Raw genomic sequence first — 17,673 nt, forward strand, 5'->3', positions numbered from 1 at the left:
TTTTCTTAATACCTTAAGAAAACCAACTTTTATCTTATGAACAATTTCGTTGTTATTTATCGACAAATATTGTATGTTCATATTGTTTAGTAAACTCTGATATTGAATATAAGGTCGATAAACTATGAGTGATATAGTGCAACAATATATAGATATAACTAGAGAAGAGTTATTTGCCTCAAAGAACAAAATAGATATTACTTTATCTGATGAACTTTTATTCGGCACTATATGCTACAAGTATTTCTATAATGAAGGTAGATTTGATATCACTGACTTTAAGAACTCATATACTGACGGTGCAAACGATGGTGGAGTCGACCTTATAGCCGTGAATGAAGGTGATATTTACAAAAGCTTAGTATTAATTCAATCCAAGAATGTTAAAAACTTTAACTCAAAAGATGAGATAAAAGATATCTTTACTAAGATGGCTCAAACTGTAAAAGACTTCAGAAATGATAAGGTAGGCTCATATAATAAAAACTTGAGACGTATATATCGTGAAAAGTATGATGATGCAGTCGAAGATGAGAATTTTTCTATAGAGTTAGTGTTATTTATCAATACCAACAAATCTGAAGAGTATCGAGATGAGATATCTTTGCATCTCAAAAAAATAGAAGAACTCGAAGACTTTGAATTATCTATATTTTACAAAAATGAAGTCGAACAACAAATTAAAAATTTTGAAAATGGACAAAGATATGTCCGAGAAGGAAGAGTAGATATATATAAAGACCATGGGTTTATAAAAAATGGAGAAAATGGTTTATTAGTTAATATATCAGCTCTTTCAGTTAGAAAGCTTTATGATAAATATAGAGACGAAGGCTTATTTGAACAAAATTTTAGATATTTTGTCAGAAATAAAAAAATCGATGATCAAATTAATAGTTCTCTTAAGAAAAAAAGAGATAAATTCTGGTTTTTAAACAATGGGATTATCATTGGTTGCAAAGATTTTCACTTAGATGGTGATAACATTAAACTAGAAGATTTTTCAATAATTAATGGGTGCCAAACTACTACTATACTGGGTTCTTATAAAGGTTCAAATGAAGATTTAGACTTCCCTATATCTTGCAAAATTGTTAAACCAGATCATGGGGGAGAAGATTATTTTAATGTTTTTATTTCTGAAATTGCTGAGGCATCAAACTCGCAAAAACCTATCTCAGATAGAGACTTAAAATCCAATTATCCTGAACAAAGGAATTTACAGCTAGAGTTAAAGGCCCAAGACCCTAAAATATATCTCGAAATTAAACGTGGTGAAGGTATTTTAAGAAAAAGAAATCTTCAAAGTTGGCAGAAAATAAAAAACGATTCATTAGGACAATTAATACTTAGTGTTTTGCTACAACGTCCTGGAACAGCTCGAAGTAATAAGAAAAAGATTTTTTCTGATCGTGGGACTTACAACAGCATTTTCAAACGTACTCATGATAAAGACACTATTGTAGATTTACTACAGTTGGCAAACTATTACGATGAGTTTGTAAAGTCATCGAACTTGAGTGAGAAGCCATCTAATATAGCTAAAAATGGTAGGTTATGTGTTCTTGCAATCATAGGATTTATTATAAAGTATAATCATCAGCAAATAGATATCAAATTAGAGAGTAGTAGTGCAGAGTGGGTATCTGACCTTACTAGCGATACTCTAACTGGCCCGTTGTTTGATAAAAACAGACCTGACGATTATAGACATGCTCTCAACTCGTTATTCAATCAAATTATTATGGCATTGCTAAATTTATACACATCCCGTGGAGATACTGAGACCTCTGTAACAAACTTTTTTAAAACTGATAAAAAATATTTTTCGGTTATACTTGAGTTTATTAAATCTAGTATTATTTTAGATGAATATGAATTTCATAAAGTTAAGGAGAAAATGGATAAAATATTTTATTAAATCTCACTGTTCATTGATTGCCTACATTTTTATAATCAAATATTCTAACTATAGTTGAATTCAAATAATTTCGATACAAGGAAACCGAGTGCAAGCTATACATTAGTACGGTCAGCGAGGATGACGATGTAGCGGATTTATATGGATTTGACTATACAAAACTGTAGCCAAAAACCCACCTCCCTATTTTCTAACTAAATACACACTATCTAACACAGACGATATTCAGCTTTGTTAAAGTGGCTCATGCAAACACTCTACTAAAAGGCAGCCAGTCATGAGCTTACTTGATACCCTGAACCTCTCCTACCCTATCGTCCAAGCACCAATGGCAGGTGCAACCACGCCTGAACTGGCGGCGACGGTGAGTAACTTTGGCGGACTGGGCTCATTAGGATCTGGTATGACAGCACCAGATGTTTTAACCGGCCAAATTGATACCATCAAATCGCTCACCGACCGACCTTTTATGATCAACCTGATGGTGCTCTCCAATCAGGAATATACGACCATTGATACCGAGCTCCCTGCTTGGCTAAGTAAGTATTATCAGGACAATACTATCGAATTTACACTACCTGAATGCCCTGCTCAGAACTTCTCAGAGCAGCTGCAAGTGCTCTATGACAACCCTGTGCCTGTCGCCAGTTTTACCTTTGGCATTATCAGTGCAGAGCAAGTCCAGCATCTGAAAAATCTAGGTACACTCGTCATCGGCACCGCCAATCACCCGTTAGAAGCGAAGGCATGGGCAGATATTGGTGCAGATGCGGTATGTGTACAAGGGGTCGAAGCTGGCGGACATCGCGGTGGTTGGTTGCCGCAAAGTGAGAGCGATCCATTGGGGCTATTGACGCTAATTAGCCAAACGCGCGCCTGTACCGACATTCCACTGATTGCAGCGGGTGGCATCATGAACGGGCAAGCTATCAAAGCGGTTCAGATGGCTGGTGCTGAGCTGGCACAAATAGGGACAGCGTTTTTGACCACTAACAAATGCGGTATCAATGATATTTATAAACAAGCGTTAATTGATGCCAGTCAAGATAAGCGCAGCTCAGAAACGCGATTGACTCGTCTGTTCTCAGGTAAGCTCGCTCGTGGTTTATTAAACGACTATCTACGTGATTTTGCTGAATTTGAAAGCGCTGATACGCTACCGCCCTATCCACAATTAAATGCCATGACCAAATTTATGCGAGCTCATGCATCTCAGAATATGGATGCAGAACATCTATCTCTATGGGCAGGACAAGGGGTGGCTCTGGTCAAAAAAGAAAGCACGCTTGAGCTGCTTGAGCGATTGGTAAAGGATTTATAAAATTACTCATCTTTTAACGTTGCGCGAAATTTTTTATAATCCTTGGCGGTGTCTTTTACCGACTCTATCATGGGTACGTGACCGACCTCTGGCATCATAATAACCGTCGACTGCGGAATGAGCTCTTTGATCAGCGCGGTCGTTTCAGGCTTGATGACTTGGTCCTACTCACCCCAAACGATAAGCGTCGGAATCTTATAGTTCGCAATGATTTTGGCACGCTCCTCGACATTGTCTGTGACGATCTGCTCTAGTATTTTGGACTCAAGTACCTGATTAGCGATACGCTCTTGCGCAAACACCGCTTGCACAGTTTTGGGTAAATAAGGTGGCTTATACATCACAAAGTCGTACATCTTATAGATATCTTCCGTCTTATTGACCAGCAGTGGGTTGTTCTTAATAGTGGCGTTTTTTAATGATTCAGAAACACCAGCTGACCAAAACCCTGCGCTGTCGATGAGCCATAGGCTTTTGACATCGTCTGGATACTTTGCCGCATACGCCACACTAATGGCGCCGCCCATCGAATTACCGCCGACATGAATATTGGATGCCAAACCTTTGGCTTGCATCAATTCGTGCAGGCGCTGCGCTTGAGCATCCGCGCGATAGTCTGCGGTTTCAGGCTTACTCGAATCGCCAAATCCTAGCAAATCTGGAATAATAAGGTGATAGTCTGCCAACTGATCAGCGATACGAGTGAAATTATCTTTATTACCACCAAAGCCATGAATCAATAACAAAGGCTCCGCATCAGTAGCATTAATAGTACTGGTATCATGGGTAGCATTGCTTTCGGCATACGTGAGCGTTTCACCAGATTCCAGTGTAAACATCTTGGTACTGAGGTCTGCTTTATTGCGTTCGTGTTGGATAATTTTTTGAGTGGTGGCAATAGTAAAACTATTGGGTGTTGTACAACCGACCATCGATAAAGTGAGTAAGGTTGCTAGCCCTGTACGTCGTAATGCCATCAAAAACTCCCTATTAATATATCGTTAGCGAACCATCGAACTACGACAGCTGTACCTTCTTACTTACGCCTTGTTTTTTGCCTTGCGGCTTAGCTTCTTAGCAAGTACTACTTATAAAATCTGTACTCGATATGACATTGAACTATAATACTCATAATCATCACTATTTATCTTATAAAATATACGCTTATATCATTCATGCATGCCGGTGGCATCATGCAGGACAACTCAAAACTATGGCAAAACTTCCCATCATTAGGATACGTACACGGCGAAAATACTATCGACTTATCTTCACGGGTATCATGGCGACAATGATGTCGTTCATTATTTCGACAGCATTGTTGGTGGTAAAACAAGGCTTTATCGATGGCTTCTTTATGGAGCTGATGCATTCGTGGGGACTGGCCTTTATGTTTGCTTGGCCAAGCGCTTATGCCTGTGCCTATGTCGTGCAGGAGCATATTCTTAGTCGTATTGAGTTTTATTAGGGCGTGTCATCAATCAGATTATGAGCATTAAAATGAAATAAATTGATGCTAAACAAGGAAAAATTCGCAGTGAATATGAATATATTGACGAGGATTTTGACACCCTTTAGCGAAAATTTAGCCATTTTAAGACCATAAATTGCATCAATGTGCTAATTGATGACACGGCTTAAGTAATACAAAAAACACTACTGATGTAAGCCAAGCTTTCTATAATGAAATCCCGTTAGCGCAAATGTATCCGATATCTAGACGACCAGTCTATTTTTAAGTATAGTGGTTTTTTTAAGTATTTTTTAAGTATAGTGACTTTGTGAGTCGATAACCTATCAGCATCATTATCATGGTATCGTTTCTACTAAAATAAAAATTACATTGGTGGATAACCTTGCTTAATAACATGATGTTTATAGTCAGTTATTCATACTCTTAGCATACTTATAAAACCACAAAACCATAAATAAGCAAAGGAAATGATTATGCGCAGTGCTATCTATAACAATTTTGGCAAACCCTCTGATGTACTGAGTCTAAATGACAGCCCCATTCCAGAGCCGCAGGCAAATGAAGTCCGAGTCAAAACGATACTCTCATCTATCCATAACCATGATCTACTGACTATCCGTGGGCAATATGGTTTCAAACCTGAGCTACCAGCGATAGGCGGTAGCGAAGCGGTTGGGATTATCGATGCCGTGGGTAGTGACGTCAAAGACCTAAAAGTTGGGCAACGTGTGGCTGCCGCAAGCGTACAGGCGACATGGGCGGAGTATTTCGTCGCGCCTGAACACATGATATTTTCTGTGCCTGATGAGCTAAAAGACGAGATGGCAGCACAGCTGATTGCTATGCCGCTCAGCGCTCTGATGCTGATTGAATTTTTAGATTTACAAAGTGGACAGTGGGTCATCCATAACGCTGCTAATGGTGCAGTCGGAAAATCACTCGCTATGCTAGCAGCGGCGCGTGATATCAATACCATCAATGTCGTGAGAAGTAGCGACGCGGTAAAAGAATTAGAATCGCTAGGTATTAAAAACAACATTAACTCCTCAGATGAGGCCTGGAAAGACCAAGTCCGTAAAATCCTTGGTGATGACAAAATCAGTGCTGCGGTGGACTCGATCGGCGGTGAATCCAGTAATGACTTGCTCTCACTGTTGGGCCATGGTGGCACCTTTGCATCGTTTGGCATTATGTCAGGAAAACCGATGGTACTAGACCCAACCCACATCATATTTAAACAAGCGACTCTCAAAGGATTTTGGGGTAGCAAGATCAGTCAAGAAATGAGTGTAGAGAACAAACAACGTCTAATCGATGAGTTGGTCGAACGTGGTACCAGTGGTAACTTAAAACTGCCTGTCGAAGCGGTATTTGATTTGGCCGACATCATCAAAGCAGTCAATGGAAAACTACAAGCGAGTAAAAACGGTAAAGTGCTATTAAAAGCGTAAATAAAATCACTCTCTCAAATACGTCTCTGTATTTACCAATAAAGACGTAAACCAAATATTTTTATTAGGAGCTATATAATGTCTAATAATACAGCTTTCAAAGCCTTAGTCGTCAGCGAGGTCAGCGACGGCGAATTCAAAAAAAGCATTCAAGAGCGCAAAGTTAGTGACTTACCAGAGAACGACTTGCTCATTGAAGTGCATTATTCATCGTTGAATTATAAAGATGCGATGTCGGCATCAGGTAATAAAATGATTACCAAAAACTACCCGCATACGCCTGGTATCGATGCGGCTGGTGTGGTCATCAGTGACAAATCAGGCACGTTTAGCGCAGGGCAAAAAGTATTGATATTCGGCTATGATCTCGGCATGAATACCGATGGCGGTCTGGGTCAGATGATTTCTATACCAGCCGATTGGGCGCTGGCTTGCCCAGAAACGCTGACACTAAAAGAAGCAATGATTTATGGTACTGGCGGCTTGACCGCAGCCCTAAGTATACAAAAGCTAGAAAAAATGGGCGCAAAACCAAGTGATGGTCCAGTCGCTGTGAGTGGTGCAACAGGCGGCGTCGGCACGATCAGTGTCGCTATCTTAAAGCAGCTCGGCTATGAGGTGATTGCATTCTCAGGTAAGCCTGAGCAAAGCGAGCATCTAAAAGAGCTTGGCGCGAGCGAAGTACGTCATCGCGACACCATCAATGAAGTGGGCAAACGACCAGTTGGCCGCGAGCTATGGGCCAATGCTATTGATACCGTAGGTGGCGATTACTTAGCCAATCTACTCAAACAAACCAAAGCTGGCGGTGCAGTCACCAGTTGCGGCTTGGCGGCGTCTCCTGAGTTATCGATGACGGTATTGCCATTTATCACACGCGGCGTGTCCCTACTCGGTATCGATTCGGTCTATATTCCATTGGCGGATAAAGAAACGATTTGGCAGCGTGTCGCCACCGATATGAAACTGCCTAACCTTGAGAGCTATGGCGAGGAGATTACGCTGGAGCAAACGCCAGAGTACTTAGATCGCTTTATGGCGGGCAAAACGGTTGGGCGTTATGTGGTGAATGTGAAGGGTTAGTTATTTAAGAGTTAATATTATAAATAAAAAGCAGCATCTCTTTTAAGGTGCTGCTTTTTATTTATAATATTTACGATATTTTTAACGCTTATGCAGCACTTGACAACAAGATCACGTCGTATAATAAAAATACCAACCATTATAAAGCTTAGTTAGAGATATTACCGTGAGTCCATAAGGCGGTATCATGTAGCCAACTTCGATATTATCATTTGGTGCTTTTAAGTAGCCAAACTCATTATCCAAAAAACCACCCATTGTTAGCACTAGATAACCATCTTCTCTAGCCATATGAACGATACCTGAGCGATCCAGCTTCTTACGTAATTTAGCAACTTTTCTTGTATCTAAATTATCTGCCATAATCGTTCCAGCGTAAGCAGTCGCTATTTCTTTTTCGGTCTTATATTTATCATCATTAGAGATAAGCTGGTCATTGAGTATTTTGTGGTGCCGACGCATATCACTCATCTCATAGACATTAGCTTCTTGGCTGAGTGTATCTATGGTTTGCAAATTGCTTTTATTTAGCAAAAAATGAACTTGATTGCCCATACCGATTGCTGAAAGATAAAGTGCAATCACAGTAACTATGGGAAATATCGCTAAAGGCATATAAGAAGATGGCTTTTTATATCCTTTGCTAAATATATTTAAAACCGAGAATAGTAACCCAGCAATTAGAAAAAATAGCAGAGTTAGAAGACTTAAAATCGGCCCAAAGCTGCCAAAATAGGGAGAATTAAACAAGCTTATCGAGAGAATAAATAGGACAAGATATGTGACGTATTTTTTATTTTTTGCTGTCATAACAGTCTCACACTGGGTTTAAATATTGCTAATATCTTAGCGTGAGTCTGTTATAAGTAAGATGAAATAAGGATGAAATTAATATGGAGCGGATGACTTACGATTAAATGCAACTATTTCTACACTACCAACACCTAACCACACGCCCAGTCAAACTGATCATTCAGCAAATCAATTTGGCCATTACCACCACCCATATTGGCATCACCAAACTCTTCTTCAAATTCAATATAAAAAGGGCTAAATTCTGGCATGCCCTGAATGGGATTAGCCGTACCGCCAAAGTGGTTTTTTGCATGAAACCTATTAAGCTTTAACGCCTCCCCTTTTTCAGAGAACATCGGAATATAGGCGTTCACATCATCTTCATTTGGCCACTCATCGAGCACCTTTCCAACATTAGGATCATCTGTTCGGACAACGTGCTGAATAAACTGAGCAGGTGCATCTTTGGCGAAACAGGTACTACCCCACTCATCTACCTCATAGTCTGGATGTATACTATTTTCTTTATTAGGCAGCGGTGTGGACTTACCTTCAAACTCATCCTTGGTCAGCCAAATCAATGCCCAACTACCACCAATAATATCTTCCAGATAGGTTTCTTGAGGATGGCGATGGTTGACGTAACAACTCAATGACGCCCAAAATTCATTAGCATCTATATTATTCATCTCGGTAGAATTAGTAAGCATGTCTTCAACACCATCCACCCTATCTTCAAAGGCATCTTCCGCTTGAAAAAAAGAGATGGCCACAAGATCTTTACCTTTTACCCGATACGCTTCAGGCACTAATATCGTCCATAAATGCGCCATCGGTAGACCGTGTATTCTACTTCGTGGCCATTGATCTGTAGTGATGCCGACTGGGCGGCCAAAGGCCCAACCTTGTCCATGATCTTTATCCGTTAGTTCCAAATCGAATGCTTGTGTTAATGAGTTCATCGTTAGTTGTCCACCTTTTTAATTTGGCACTATCTTTATTTATCAGACAAACTACACCAACCAAAACCAATCAGGGGCAAATAAGTAGGATATAGCCATTGATAGTAATACCACCAATATACTACCCACCATTGCGCCAACCCATGACGTGCCACCTTTTTCCGCTAACGCCTGTTCAAGCGTAGCTGGATCTGCTGTACCTCTCATAACTGTTTTTATATTTCTAACGCTATGACTAAAGTAAAAATAATTACCCAACATACCTGTAAGTACAGCCCATCCGATAAAAAAGCTGGTTTGACCAATAGAGTTATAGGTTTCCATACCAAGCATATACATTAGAACCAAGTCGACCGCATTAATACCAACTACAATACAAAAGGCTTCTAGGTACATTTTACGATAACACAACCAAGATGCTCCCAAAAGAAGTCCAGCAATATTAAAACTATGAATGCTCGAACCATCCTTATTGACTTCTATGCGTGGCTCACTATCCTTAAACCATTTGGCACGGTAAAAACTATCATACCGTTCACCGACAAAGGCAGCTAGTAAAGTATCAGCTGTCTCAGAGTCATAAGATAATGTGTTTTGTGGGCTTTGCGCATCTTTTGAGATATTGACGGCAGTAAGCGGTGGCGGTGTTTGTCCTTGAGTGTCAGAAAGGTTGTGACCACAACTTGAGCAGAAAGCTGACTCGTTTGCGTTTTCTTGATTGCAGCTGTTACAAAGCATTTTAGCCCTTAGTTCTAATAAATATAAATTTTCTAGCATCCTGCGCCTGTAATGACAGGCAAAGAAAACCAATTAAAGTCGACTACATTATAGATAATAAAAACAAATGTTCAATGGAAAACTATAATCTTCTTAGCTACCTACTTATTTGAACCAAAAAAAACACCCAACCAAGTTGAGTGTTTTTATCGACGATAAGTTGTATATCAACTCAAAAAATTTGAGTTGAAAAACTATTAGATAAGTTTACGTAGTCTAAGATGGTAACAAGGCAACCGAGCGCAGATAGTACGTGTTTGTACATCTAGCGAGGTTAACAAAGTTACCGTTTAGAATACTTAAACAGCTTATTCCCACTCAATCGTTGCAGGCGGCTTGCTCGACACATCATAAGTCACACGTGATACTTCAGCGATTTCATTCATAATGCGGTTCGATACCGTCTCGATCAAATCATACGGCAGATGCGCAAAGCGAGCGGTCATAAAGTCTACCGTCTCGACCGCACGTAGCGCGATGACCCATGCATAACGGCGGCCATCACCGACCACGCCCACTGATTTGATCGGTTGGAATACCGCAAATGCTTGTGCCGTCTTGTCATACCAGCCTGAACGCTCAAGCTCTTGCATAAATATCGCATCAGCTAAACGTAACACGTCAGCGTATTCTTTTTTGACTTCGCCAAGGATACGCACGCCCAAACCTGGACCTGGGAACGGGTGGCGATAGATCATTTTGGCTGGTAAGCCAAGCGTGATACCAAGCTTGCGCACTTCGTCTTTAAACAAATCACGTAACGGCTCAATCAATTTGAATGCCAAGTCATCTGGCAAACCGCCTACGTTGTGATGGCTCTTGATCACGTGCGCTTTGCCTTGATGTGATTTAGCGGATTCGATGACATCTGGATAAATCGTACCTTGTGCTAAGAATTCAACGACTTTACCATCGCTCTGCTCACTCACTTGACGCGCGCTATCCGCGAATACGTCAATGAAGGTTTTACCGATGATTTTGCGTTTCTTTTCTGGATCAGACTCGCCCGCTAGCGCATTTAAAAACAAATCTTCTGCATCAACACGCACGACTTTTACGCCCATGTTTTCGGCAAAGATTTGCATGACTTGATCGCCTTCGTGCAGACGCAATAGACCATTATCGACGAATACACAAGTCAGCTGATCGCCAATGGCTTTGTGCAATAACGCTGCAACAACTGAGCTATCGACACCGCCCGATAGACCTAGCAATACTTGCTTGTCACCGATTTGCTCTTTTAGCTGGGCGATACGCATATCAGCGATATTGTCTGGCGTCCAGTCGCCTGCACAGTCGCAGATTTGATGAACGAAACGACCAAGCAATTCCTGACCTTGTAGCGTATGCGTTACCTCTGGATGGAACTGTAGACCGTAATATTGCTTGTCATCATTGGCCATAATCGCAATCGGACAGCTTGGCGTGCTAGCCACGATGTCAAAGCCTTTAGGCGCTTCGATAACCTTATCACCATGACTCATCCAGACATTGAGCGTGCCAGCAGCGTCTTCAATGCCATCGATCAAGGTAGAGGTACCATCGATATTGATCGTCGCTGCGCCAAACTCATGGATATCACTGGCATGAACCTGCCCACCGAAACGATCTGCCATCGCTTGCATACCGTAGCAAATACCCAGTACTGGCACACCCAAATCAAACACAGCGTCGTTGATACGTGGGCTGTCTTCAGCATGGACGCTCTCAGGGCCACCCGATAGGATAACGCCTTTTGCGCCAAAATCGATGATGCGCTGAGCATCGATATCATAAGGGAACATCTCACAAAACACCCCAGAATCGCGCACACGGCGAGCGATTAACTGACTGTATTGCGAGCCAAAATCGAGAATTAAGATGCGGTCTTCTTTAATAGTAGGAGTGGCAGCAGTTGTGGTCATAAATCGATGTCCATCAATAGATAAATTGGTGCCCTATTTTAACAAGTTTACGCCCTCTATTGGCTATTAGATGTTCGATTATTAACAGTTATGCATAAATATTTAAATTCATGGAGCACCAAAGCAGGAAAACAACCGATTAAAAGACCAGTGTTAAGGAAAACTAAAACTTATTGATTAGAGTGATATATGAAACTAATCAAACAAAACCTCTCATTTACCGTTACTATACTATAGCCAATCTACTCTTAGTTGATCGCTTTTAGTCAATCTGCTTTTAATTAATCAGCAATAACGATTAAATTGGCAATCATCTAATAGCGCCTGCCTAGTAGTATTTAACTGGTCAGGCGCTGTAGACGACGATGATTTTTCGAATAGCCGAATGTTTGTCATGGGCTATATAACACGTACAAAAAAAAGGAATTTCTAACCCTAGGAGCGCTGAGAAAGCTAAAACAGTAACGTCACATTATGGAGAAAAAAATGAACAACCTTGATCATGATCAAGACAACCAAAAACCAAATAAGGGCACAAGCAAATCTTCGAAAGAATACCTACCAGATTATGTAAAAGCACGATCAAAGCATCACAAGCCTCCGCACTTAGGTACGTTTGATGTCGGTATGTCAGTACCACAGTGGCGTCCTGACCACGTACCTGACACCCGTATCGATAAATTCACTTTCTTTATGGTGCTAGTCATCCTGTTTAGTATCGCCATACCTTTGATACTGTTCCCTGAGCAGGGCAAGGCTTGGGTAGGCATAGCCCGCAGCTTTGTAGTAGATAACTTTGGCTTTGCTTATCTCACATTCGGCGCGCTATCCATAATGTTTGTGATCTACATCGTGATATCTGATATCGGTAAGATCAAACTAGGCCGCCCAGAAGAAACACCTGAGTTTTCAGATTCTTCTTGGGCGTCCATGTTATTTTGTGGTGGTATTGGTGCCAGTATCCTTTATTGGGGTCTGATTGAGTGGGCTTACTATTATCAAGGTCCTCCTTTTAATTTACCTGGCGGCTCACCTGACGCCATACGCTGGGCGACTACCTACGGGATTTTTCACTGGGGGCCCGTGGCTTGGTCTATCTACTTGGTACCTGCTGTGGCTATCGCTTATTTTTATTATGTGCGTCAAAAACCGGTACTCAAAGTTAGCCAAACGCTCATGCCATTATTGGGCGAAAAGCTAGCAAGCAGCAACTGGGCCAAGCTATTAGATGTGTTATTTATCTTCGGCATGGTTGGTGGTGGCGCCACAACGCTCGGTCTGGCATCTCCACTGATCAATGAAGGCTTATACAATCTATTTGGTTTGCCACGTAACACCACGATGCAGATTGTCGTGTTATTAGTCACGACTATAATTTTTGCTTATAGCGCCTATCAAGGGCTAAAAGGCGGCATCCAAAAGCTCTCTAACATTAACTTTTACTTGGCTGTCATTTTCTTATTATTCATTTTGGTTGTCGGTCCAACTGTCTTTATTTTGAATACTGGATTAGAGGCTATCGGGCGCTCTATCACTGAAATGCCGCGCATGATGACGTATATCGAGCCATTCAAAGACTTCCCAGAGTTCGGTTTTGAACACACAACCTTTCCACAAGATTGGACGGTGTTTTATTGGGCATGGTGGTTAGTATTTGCACCAACGATTGGATTGTTTATTGCCAAAATCTCGCGAGGTCGTACGATACGTAATATGGTAGTAGGGTCAATGTTTTATGGCTCGCTTGGCTGTGCTATGTTTATGGTTATCTTAGGCAATTACGGTCTGTATTTACAGTTGACGGGGGCGGTCGATGTAGTGGCGGTACTCAATAACGAATCTCCAACCGCTGCCATCTTTGCTATCTTAAATAGCTTACCGATGTCTTATTTAGTCATCGCGGTATTTACCTTTTTATCGATTATCTTTACTGCCACAACCTTTGACTCTATCTCTTATATATTGGCGTCTGTCGTCCAAAAAGAAGTGGATGATGAGCCGCATCGTTGGAATCGCTTGTTTTGGGCATTCACTTTGTGTTTATTACCCGCTACCTTGATGTTCTTAGGAGATCTACAAACTTTACAAACCGCGTCTATTTTCGCTGGTGCACCGCTCATCATTATTTTGGGTATGATGATGATATCTGTGATTAAAGCCGCTCGGTATGACCTTGAGTATCAACCTGACTACAGTGTCAAAACTATCCATATCGAAGAGCTACCTGACAATGCGCCGTGGGAAGAAGGCGAAACTTCAGAAGCACTAGAAGGCTCAGTCCTGCATCAAAATGAAGAGTGGGAGCAGATGCGTGAGGATACTGAAAATGCGGAGAACCCTGAAAATAATAACTAAGCATTGAGCGTCACAATGGTTGCCGTTTGATATTATTCTAAAACACCAAAAAAGGCTGGACTATATCGATAGTTCAGCCTTTTTATTTGTCCGCTATATCAGTCAATTATATAGCTTCGGCTGACTCACTCAATGTCATCTCACTCAATGCCATATGCATACGATTTAATCCTTCGAGTAGTAATGCTCTAGGACAGGCCACGTTAATACGCATTTTAAGACGCCCTTCCTCACCATATTTGAATCCTGCGCTCAGCTCAACCTTGGCAGCTCGCAGTGTGTCATATAGCACTTGATCGTCTTGACCATACGCTGAGCAATCTATCCAAATTAAGTACGAAGCTTCTGGACGCATGACCTTAATCTTAGGCAGGTGCTGATTTAAAAACTGTACGGTTAACTCAATATTGGCTTCAATATAACTCAGCGCCTGCGTCAGCCACTCACCGCCCTGCTCATAAGCCACACGCATCGCTGTATAAGCAAATAGATTTAGCTCGTATTCGTCATTTAACTGCTGCTGTTGGCTGATTTTTTGGACCAATGCTTCATCTGTCGCAAATATCATAGAGCCTTTGATACCCGCGATGTTAAAGGTTTTGGTCATCGATGTCAGGCTGACTACATTGTGCTCATAGCCTTTAGCTAGGGTTAGAAATGGCGTAAACGTGTGACCAGTCAAGGCCAAATCTTGATGAATCTCATCACTGACAATCGCTACATTGTGCTTTTTGCAAATCGTAAGCAGTGCTTCTAACTCATCTGTCGTCCATACACGCCCGCCCGGATTTTGCGGGTTGCACAGCAGATAAAGCTTAACGTCATGCTCGATGATTTTGGCTTCGATATCGGCTAAATCCAGCTGATACTTACCCTCAACCTCTTGTAACGCAGAGATTATGAGCCGACGACCATTCTGCTCAACCTTACTCATAAACGGCGTATAAATAGGATCGTTGACCAGTACTGCCTCACCTACTTCGGTAAAGACATTCATCATTAGCGCTAGGCTTGGTACGACACCGGGGGAAAACAGTATATTCTGCTTTTTCAGCGGCAAATCATAACGACTGCCATGCCACTGAATAATCGAGTCATACAGGGCATCGGTAGGTTTGGTATAGCCCAATATACCATGCTGCACGATTTGCTCAATTGAATCTAAAATAGGTTGGGCGGCTTTAAAGTCCATGTCTGCGACCCATAGCGGAATCGTGTCATCGGTATAGTGCCACTTGAGTGAGCCTGTATTACTTCTATCGATTATTTCATCAAAGTTGTATTGCATTGGGTTTCTTCTTAATTATAAAAATAGTGGTTTAGGGTACAACATGAAGGGTGTCATCGCCAATGGCTTTATGGTTGTGATATCGGTATGCGATGTGGTTAATGCGAGATTATTTGGCAGGGATTTGCGTGTTGATTAAATAGCTAAATGCAGGAGCCAATCCTGCCATTCGCTATGATCTACTACCTTGAATAAAGTATAAAAAACAATACTCCCTTCAAATATCTGTTAGCATTTGGACGAATATTTATCTAAATTTCATTTTATTTTAGCTGTTCACTTTTATTGGTGAGATTATCATCTAGAGTACTAGAGCATGTCCTCAATCTGAACATTACATTTTAGATAAGAACACGCCCTAGATAATATACCCTAATATAGATATAACCCTTATAGATGTTTTATCAGAATTAAGTAACTGATTTACTATTTTTCAATCTAAAAAACTAAAAATGGAAATGAATAATGTCAGGTGCCTATTTTTACGAGCATATAAATGCCTATGAACAATGGCAGTTCACTCAAATTGATGTCCCATCTAGCTTTGAAACATACTATCATCTGTTTACTGGTGGTGCGAAGCAACGATTTTTATTAGGTAGTCATGACCATACTTTATATTGGGGTAGAATTTCTGAAGATTATAATAATATAGATTTTTTCCGTCCAAATAAACTTTGGCTACGTCAACAGATGCCTATTAATCCTATTACTTCGGCGAATATTGAAAGCTTTAAACAAGCTAACCCATCCAACCCTGCTCGCTACTGGGCGAATTTCTTTGCAAAAGCTTTAATTAATACTCCTGCCAGCTTTTTACACCAAGGGCACTGGCGCATTACACCCCCCTTCAATCCTGAATCAATGCAAGAGGCTGAAAGTAATTTAGTTAAATTAACCCCACGCTATTACTGGAGCTTTTTGCATCAAGAATGTAATTATACTTTTGAGTATCCAAGAGAAAGTCATATCAGAATAGATTGGAACCAATCTCCAAGTACGCCATTACCATTAAAACCTTTACCTTGTGCTCATGATGGGCGTGTAAAGTGGTGGCGAAAAAAGATAAGAGAGAAAGCTTGTCCGCCTTTACTGTTATGGTGGCAAAGTTCTATGCTCAGCCATATTGTCATCGATGGTCATAGTCGTTGGTGTGCACATTTATTAGAAAAAACCATACCAGATGTCTTAATTGTAAGCGCCTATCAAACCACTAATTATGATCATTTAGACACACCCGAAAAACGCTTGCGTAACTTACGAGCGCTGAAGCAATACGTTAATAATAGCGCCCAGCATGTCACACCGACCTCCATGAGCCATATTAACCAGATGCTAATGAATGCTTATCCTAATACCACCAAACATGAGGCAGTCACTATTGGCAAACCTATTAAAAACTTGGATAAACGCTGGTTGAGTGAGATAAACACCTTGTTTAACAGTCATGACTTTGATAGAAATAATACGTAAACCCTACTAACAAATATAAATTCCTAATGGTAGCTAAAATTATGATATTTATAGTGATTTAGCGGATATCAACTACGACTATTTATGTTCTCGCCTAACTACTTTTTGAAGATATATTGGTAATTGCATTATGCACTGAATGCAACTACATATAGCGTTAACTCTACTTATCAAATGACATCTACCTCCCCTTAAACCCAGCCTCACGTCTCTCAACCATCGCCATTACGCCCTCTTTTGCATCTTCTGAATGAAAGAGCAGCGGCAGATAGCTATGGATATTGGCAAATGCACCGCTTTTTACCTAATAGTTAAATAATCGCTGAGATAAAACTAACGTTGCAGGTAGTCCAGTTTGGATTGCGCAGAAGTATTGCCTTGATCGGCAGATTTTTGATACCACTCTATTGCTTTCTCGTATGACTGAGTGACGCCTCTACCCGTCTCATAGATAAGCCCCACATTATACTGAGCATAAGAATCACCCTGTTCGGCGGCCAATGATGTCCACTTTAGCGCTTGCTCATGAGATTGCACCACGCCACGACCTTGATAATACATTCCGCCCAGATCAGACTGCGCATGGACGTCTCCTTGCTTTGCCGCTTTCAAAAACCACTTCGCCGCTTCAGCATCAGATTGAACAACCCCGCGGCCCATCCTATAAAGCTTACCCAGACTTTGCTCGGCAGGGGCATAACCATCCTCGGCAGCTTGACGATAGTAATCATAGGCTTGGGCATAATCCTTATGATTGTAATAAGCTTGGGCTAATTGATAAATATCATAGGGGTTATTAGGGTTTTCTGATACCGCGTACTGACAAGCATCAATTATCCCTTGGGTGTCTATATTTGCTTCTAGAATAT

At 41.1% G+C, this 17,673-nt stretch carries 14 protein-coding genes and 1 pseudogene; 7 read left to right on the top strand and 8 right to left on the bottom strand.

The window, feature by feature from the left end; translation table 11 throughout:
* The first annotated feature begins 124 nt into the window (after nucleotides 1–124).
* Together ACT3RN_RS05410 and ACT3RN_RS05415 are read left to right on the top strand one after the other, a co-directional pair.
* Entirely contained in the window at nucleotides 125–1,921 is a 1,797-nt protein-coding gene (locus ACT3RN_RS05410) for an AIPR family protein (protein ID WP_192518487.1), read from the top strand.
* Between the two features lie 277 nt (nucleotides 1,922–2,198).
* A complete protein-coding gene (locus ACT3RN_RS05415; protein ID WP_192518486.1) occupies nucleotides 2,199–3,242 on the top strand; it encodes an NAD(P)H-dependent flavin oxidoreductase in 1,044 nt (347 codons plus the stop codon).
* Between the two features lie 164 nt (nucleotides 3,243–3,406).
* On the opposite strand, the gene ACT3RN_RS05420 is transcribed toward ACT3RN_RS05415, so the two are convergent.
* On the bottom strand, nucleotides 3,407–4,219 hold the full coding sequence (locus ACT3RN_RS05420) for an alpha/beta hydrolase (protein WP_226945123.1): 813 nt from the start codon (nucleotides 4,217–4,219) through the stop codon (nucleotides 3,407–3,409).
* A 236-nt stretch (nucleotides 4,220–4,455) separates the two neighbouring features.
* On the opposite strand from ACT3RN_RS05420, the gene ACT3RN_RS05425 reads away from it, so the two are divergent.
* From ACT3RN_RS05425 to ACT3RN_RS05435, 3 genes are all read left to right on the top strand, one after another.
* The gene (locus ACT3RN_RS05425; RefSeq protein WP_192518485.1) at nucleotides 4,456–4,710 is read left to right on the top strand and encodes a DUF2798 domain-containing protein; all 255 of its coding nucleotides are present in this window, start codon (nucleotides 4,456–4,458) and stop codon (nucleotides 4,708–4,710) included.
* A gap of 479 nt (nucleotides 4,711–5,189) precedes the next feature.
* Nucleotides 5,190–6,167 (top strand): zinc-binding dehydrogenase, encoded by a 978-nt coding sequence (locus ACT3RN_RS05430; protein WP_192992272.1) that lies wholly within the window; start codon nucleotides 5,190–5,192, stop codon nucleotides 6,165–6,167.
* Nucleotides 6,168–6,245: 78 nt separating this feature from the next.
* On the top strand, nucleotides 6,246–7,250 hold the full coding sequence (locus ACT3RN_RS05435; RefSeq protein ID WP_192992271.1) for a YhdH/YhfP family quinone oxidoreductase: 1,005 nt from the start codon (nucleotides 6,246–6,248) through the stop codon (nucleotides 7,248–7,250).
* 111 nt (nucleotides 7,251–7,361) lie between these two features.
* Here ACT3RN_RS05435 and ACT3RN_RS05440 read toward each other — a convergent pair whose 3' ends face one another.
* The 4 genes from ACT3RN_RS05440 to guaA form a co-directional block, all read right to left on the bottom strand.
* Entirely contained in the window at nucleotides 7,362–8,060 is a 699-nt protein-coding gene (locus ACT3RN_RS05440; RefSeq protein WP_192992270.1) for a hypothetical protein, read from the bottom strand.
* 134 nt (nucleotides 8,061–8,194) lie between these two features.
* A complete protein-coding gene (locus tag ACT3RN_RS05445) occupies nucleotides 8,195–9,007 on the bottom strand; it encodes a hypothetical protein (RefSeq protein WP_442062087.1) in 813 nt (270 codons plus the stop codon).
* 51 nt (nucleotides 9,008–9,058) lie between these two features.
* Complete coding sequence (locus tag ACT3RN_RS05450) at nucleotides 9,059–9,784, bottom strand: zinc ribbon domain-containing protein (protein WP_442069585.1); 726 nt, start codon at nucleotides 9,782–9,784, stop codon at nucleotides 9,059–9,061.
* Between the two features lie 308 nt (nucleotides 9,785–10,092).
* Complete coding sequence (guaA, locus tag ACT3RN_RS05455) at nucleotides 10,093–11,688, bottom strand: glutamine-hydrolyzing GMP synthase (protein ID WP_442062093.1); 1,596 nt, start codon at nucleotides 11,686–11,688, stop codon at nucleotides 10,093–10,095.
* Nucleotides 11,689–12,174: 486 nt separating this feature from the next.
* On the opposite strand from guaA, the gene ACT3RN_RS05460 reads away from it, so the two are divergent.
* The gene (locus tag ACT3RN_RS05460; RefSeq protein WP_444518517.1) at nucleotides 12,175–14,043 is read left to right on the top strand and encodes a BCCT family transporter; all 1,869 of its coding nucleotides are present in this window, start codon (nucleotides 12,175–12,177) and stop codon (nucleotides 14,041–14,043) included.
* A gap of 106 nt (nucleotides 14,044–14,149) precedes the next feature.
* On the opposite strand, the gene ACT3RN_RS05465 is transcribed toward ACT3RN_RS05460, so the two are convergent.
* A complete protein-coding gene (locus tag ACT3RN_RS05465; RefSeq protein WP_192520077.1) occupies nucleotides 14,150–15,331 on the bottom strand; it encodes a MalY/PatB family protein in 1,182 nt (393 codons plus the stop codon).
* Nucleotides 15,332–15,796: 465 nt separating this feature from the next.
* Here ACT3RN_RS05465 and ACT3RN_RS05470 point away from each other — a divergent pair, with 465 nt between their 5' ends.
* Nucleotides 15,797–16,804 (top strand): hypothetical protein, encoded by a 1,008-nt coding sequence (locus ACT3RN_RS05470; RefSeq protein ID WP_192520076.1) that lies wholly within the window; start codon nucleotides 15,797–15,799, stop codon nucleotides 16,802–16,804.
* Between the two features lie 181 nt (nucleotides 16,805–16,985).
* On the opposite strand, the pseudogene ACT3RN_RS05475 reads toward ACT3RN_RS05470, so the two are convergent.
* Nucleotides 16,986–17,096: pseudogene (locus ACT3RN_RS05475) on the bottom strand (crotonase/enoyl-CoA hydratase family protein); the annotation flags it as partial.
* Nucleotides 17,097–17,137: 41 nt separating this feature from the next.
* Nucleotides 17,138–17,673, bottom strand: a 536-nt coding sequence (locus ACT3RN_RS05480; protein WP_444518518.1) for a tetratricopeptide repeat protein, incomplete at its 5' end; no start/stop codon positions are given.

This window comes from Psychrobacter sp. AOP5-GZ1-6 (assembly GCF_052376345.1).
GTDB lineage: Bacteria > Pseudomonadota > Gammaproteobacteria > Pseudomonadales > Moraxellaceae > Psychrobacter.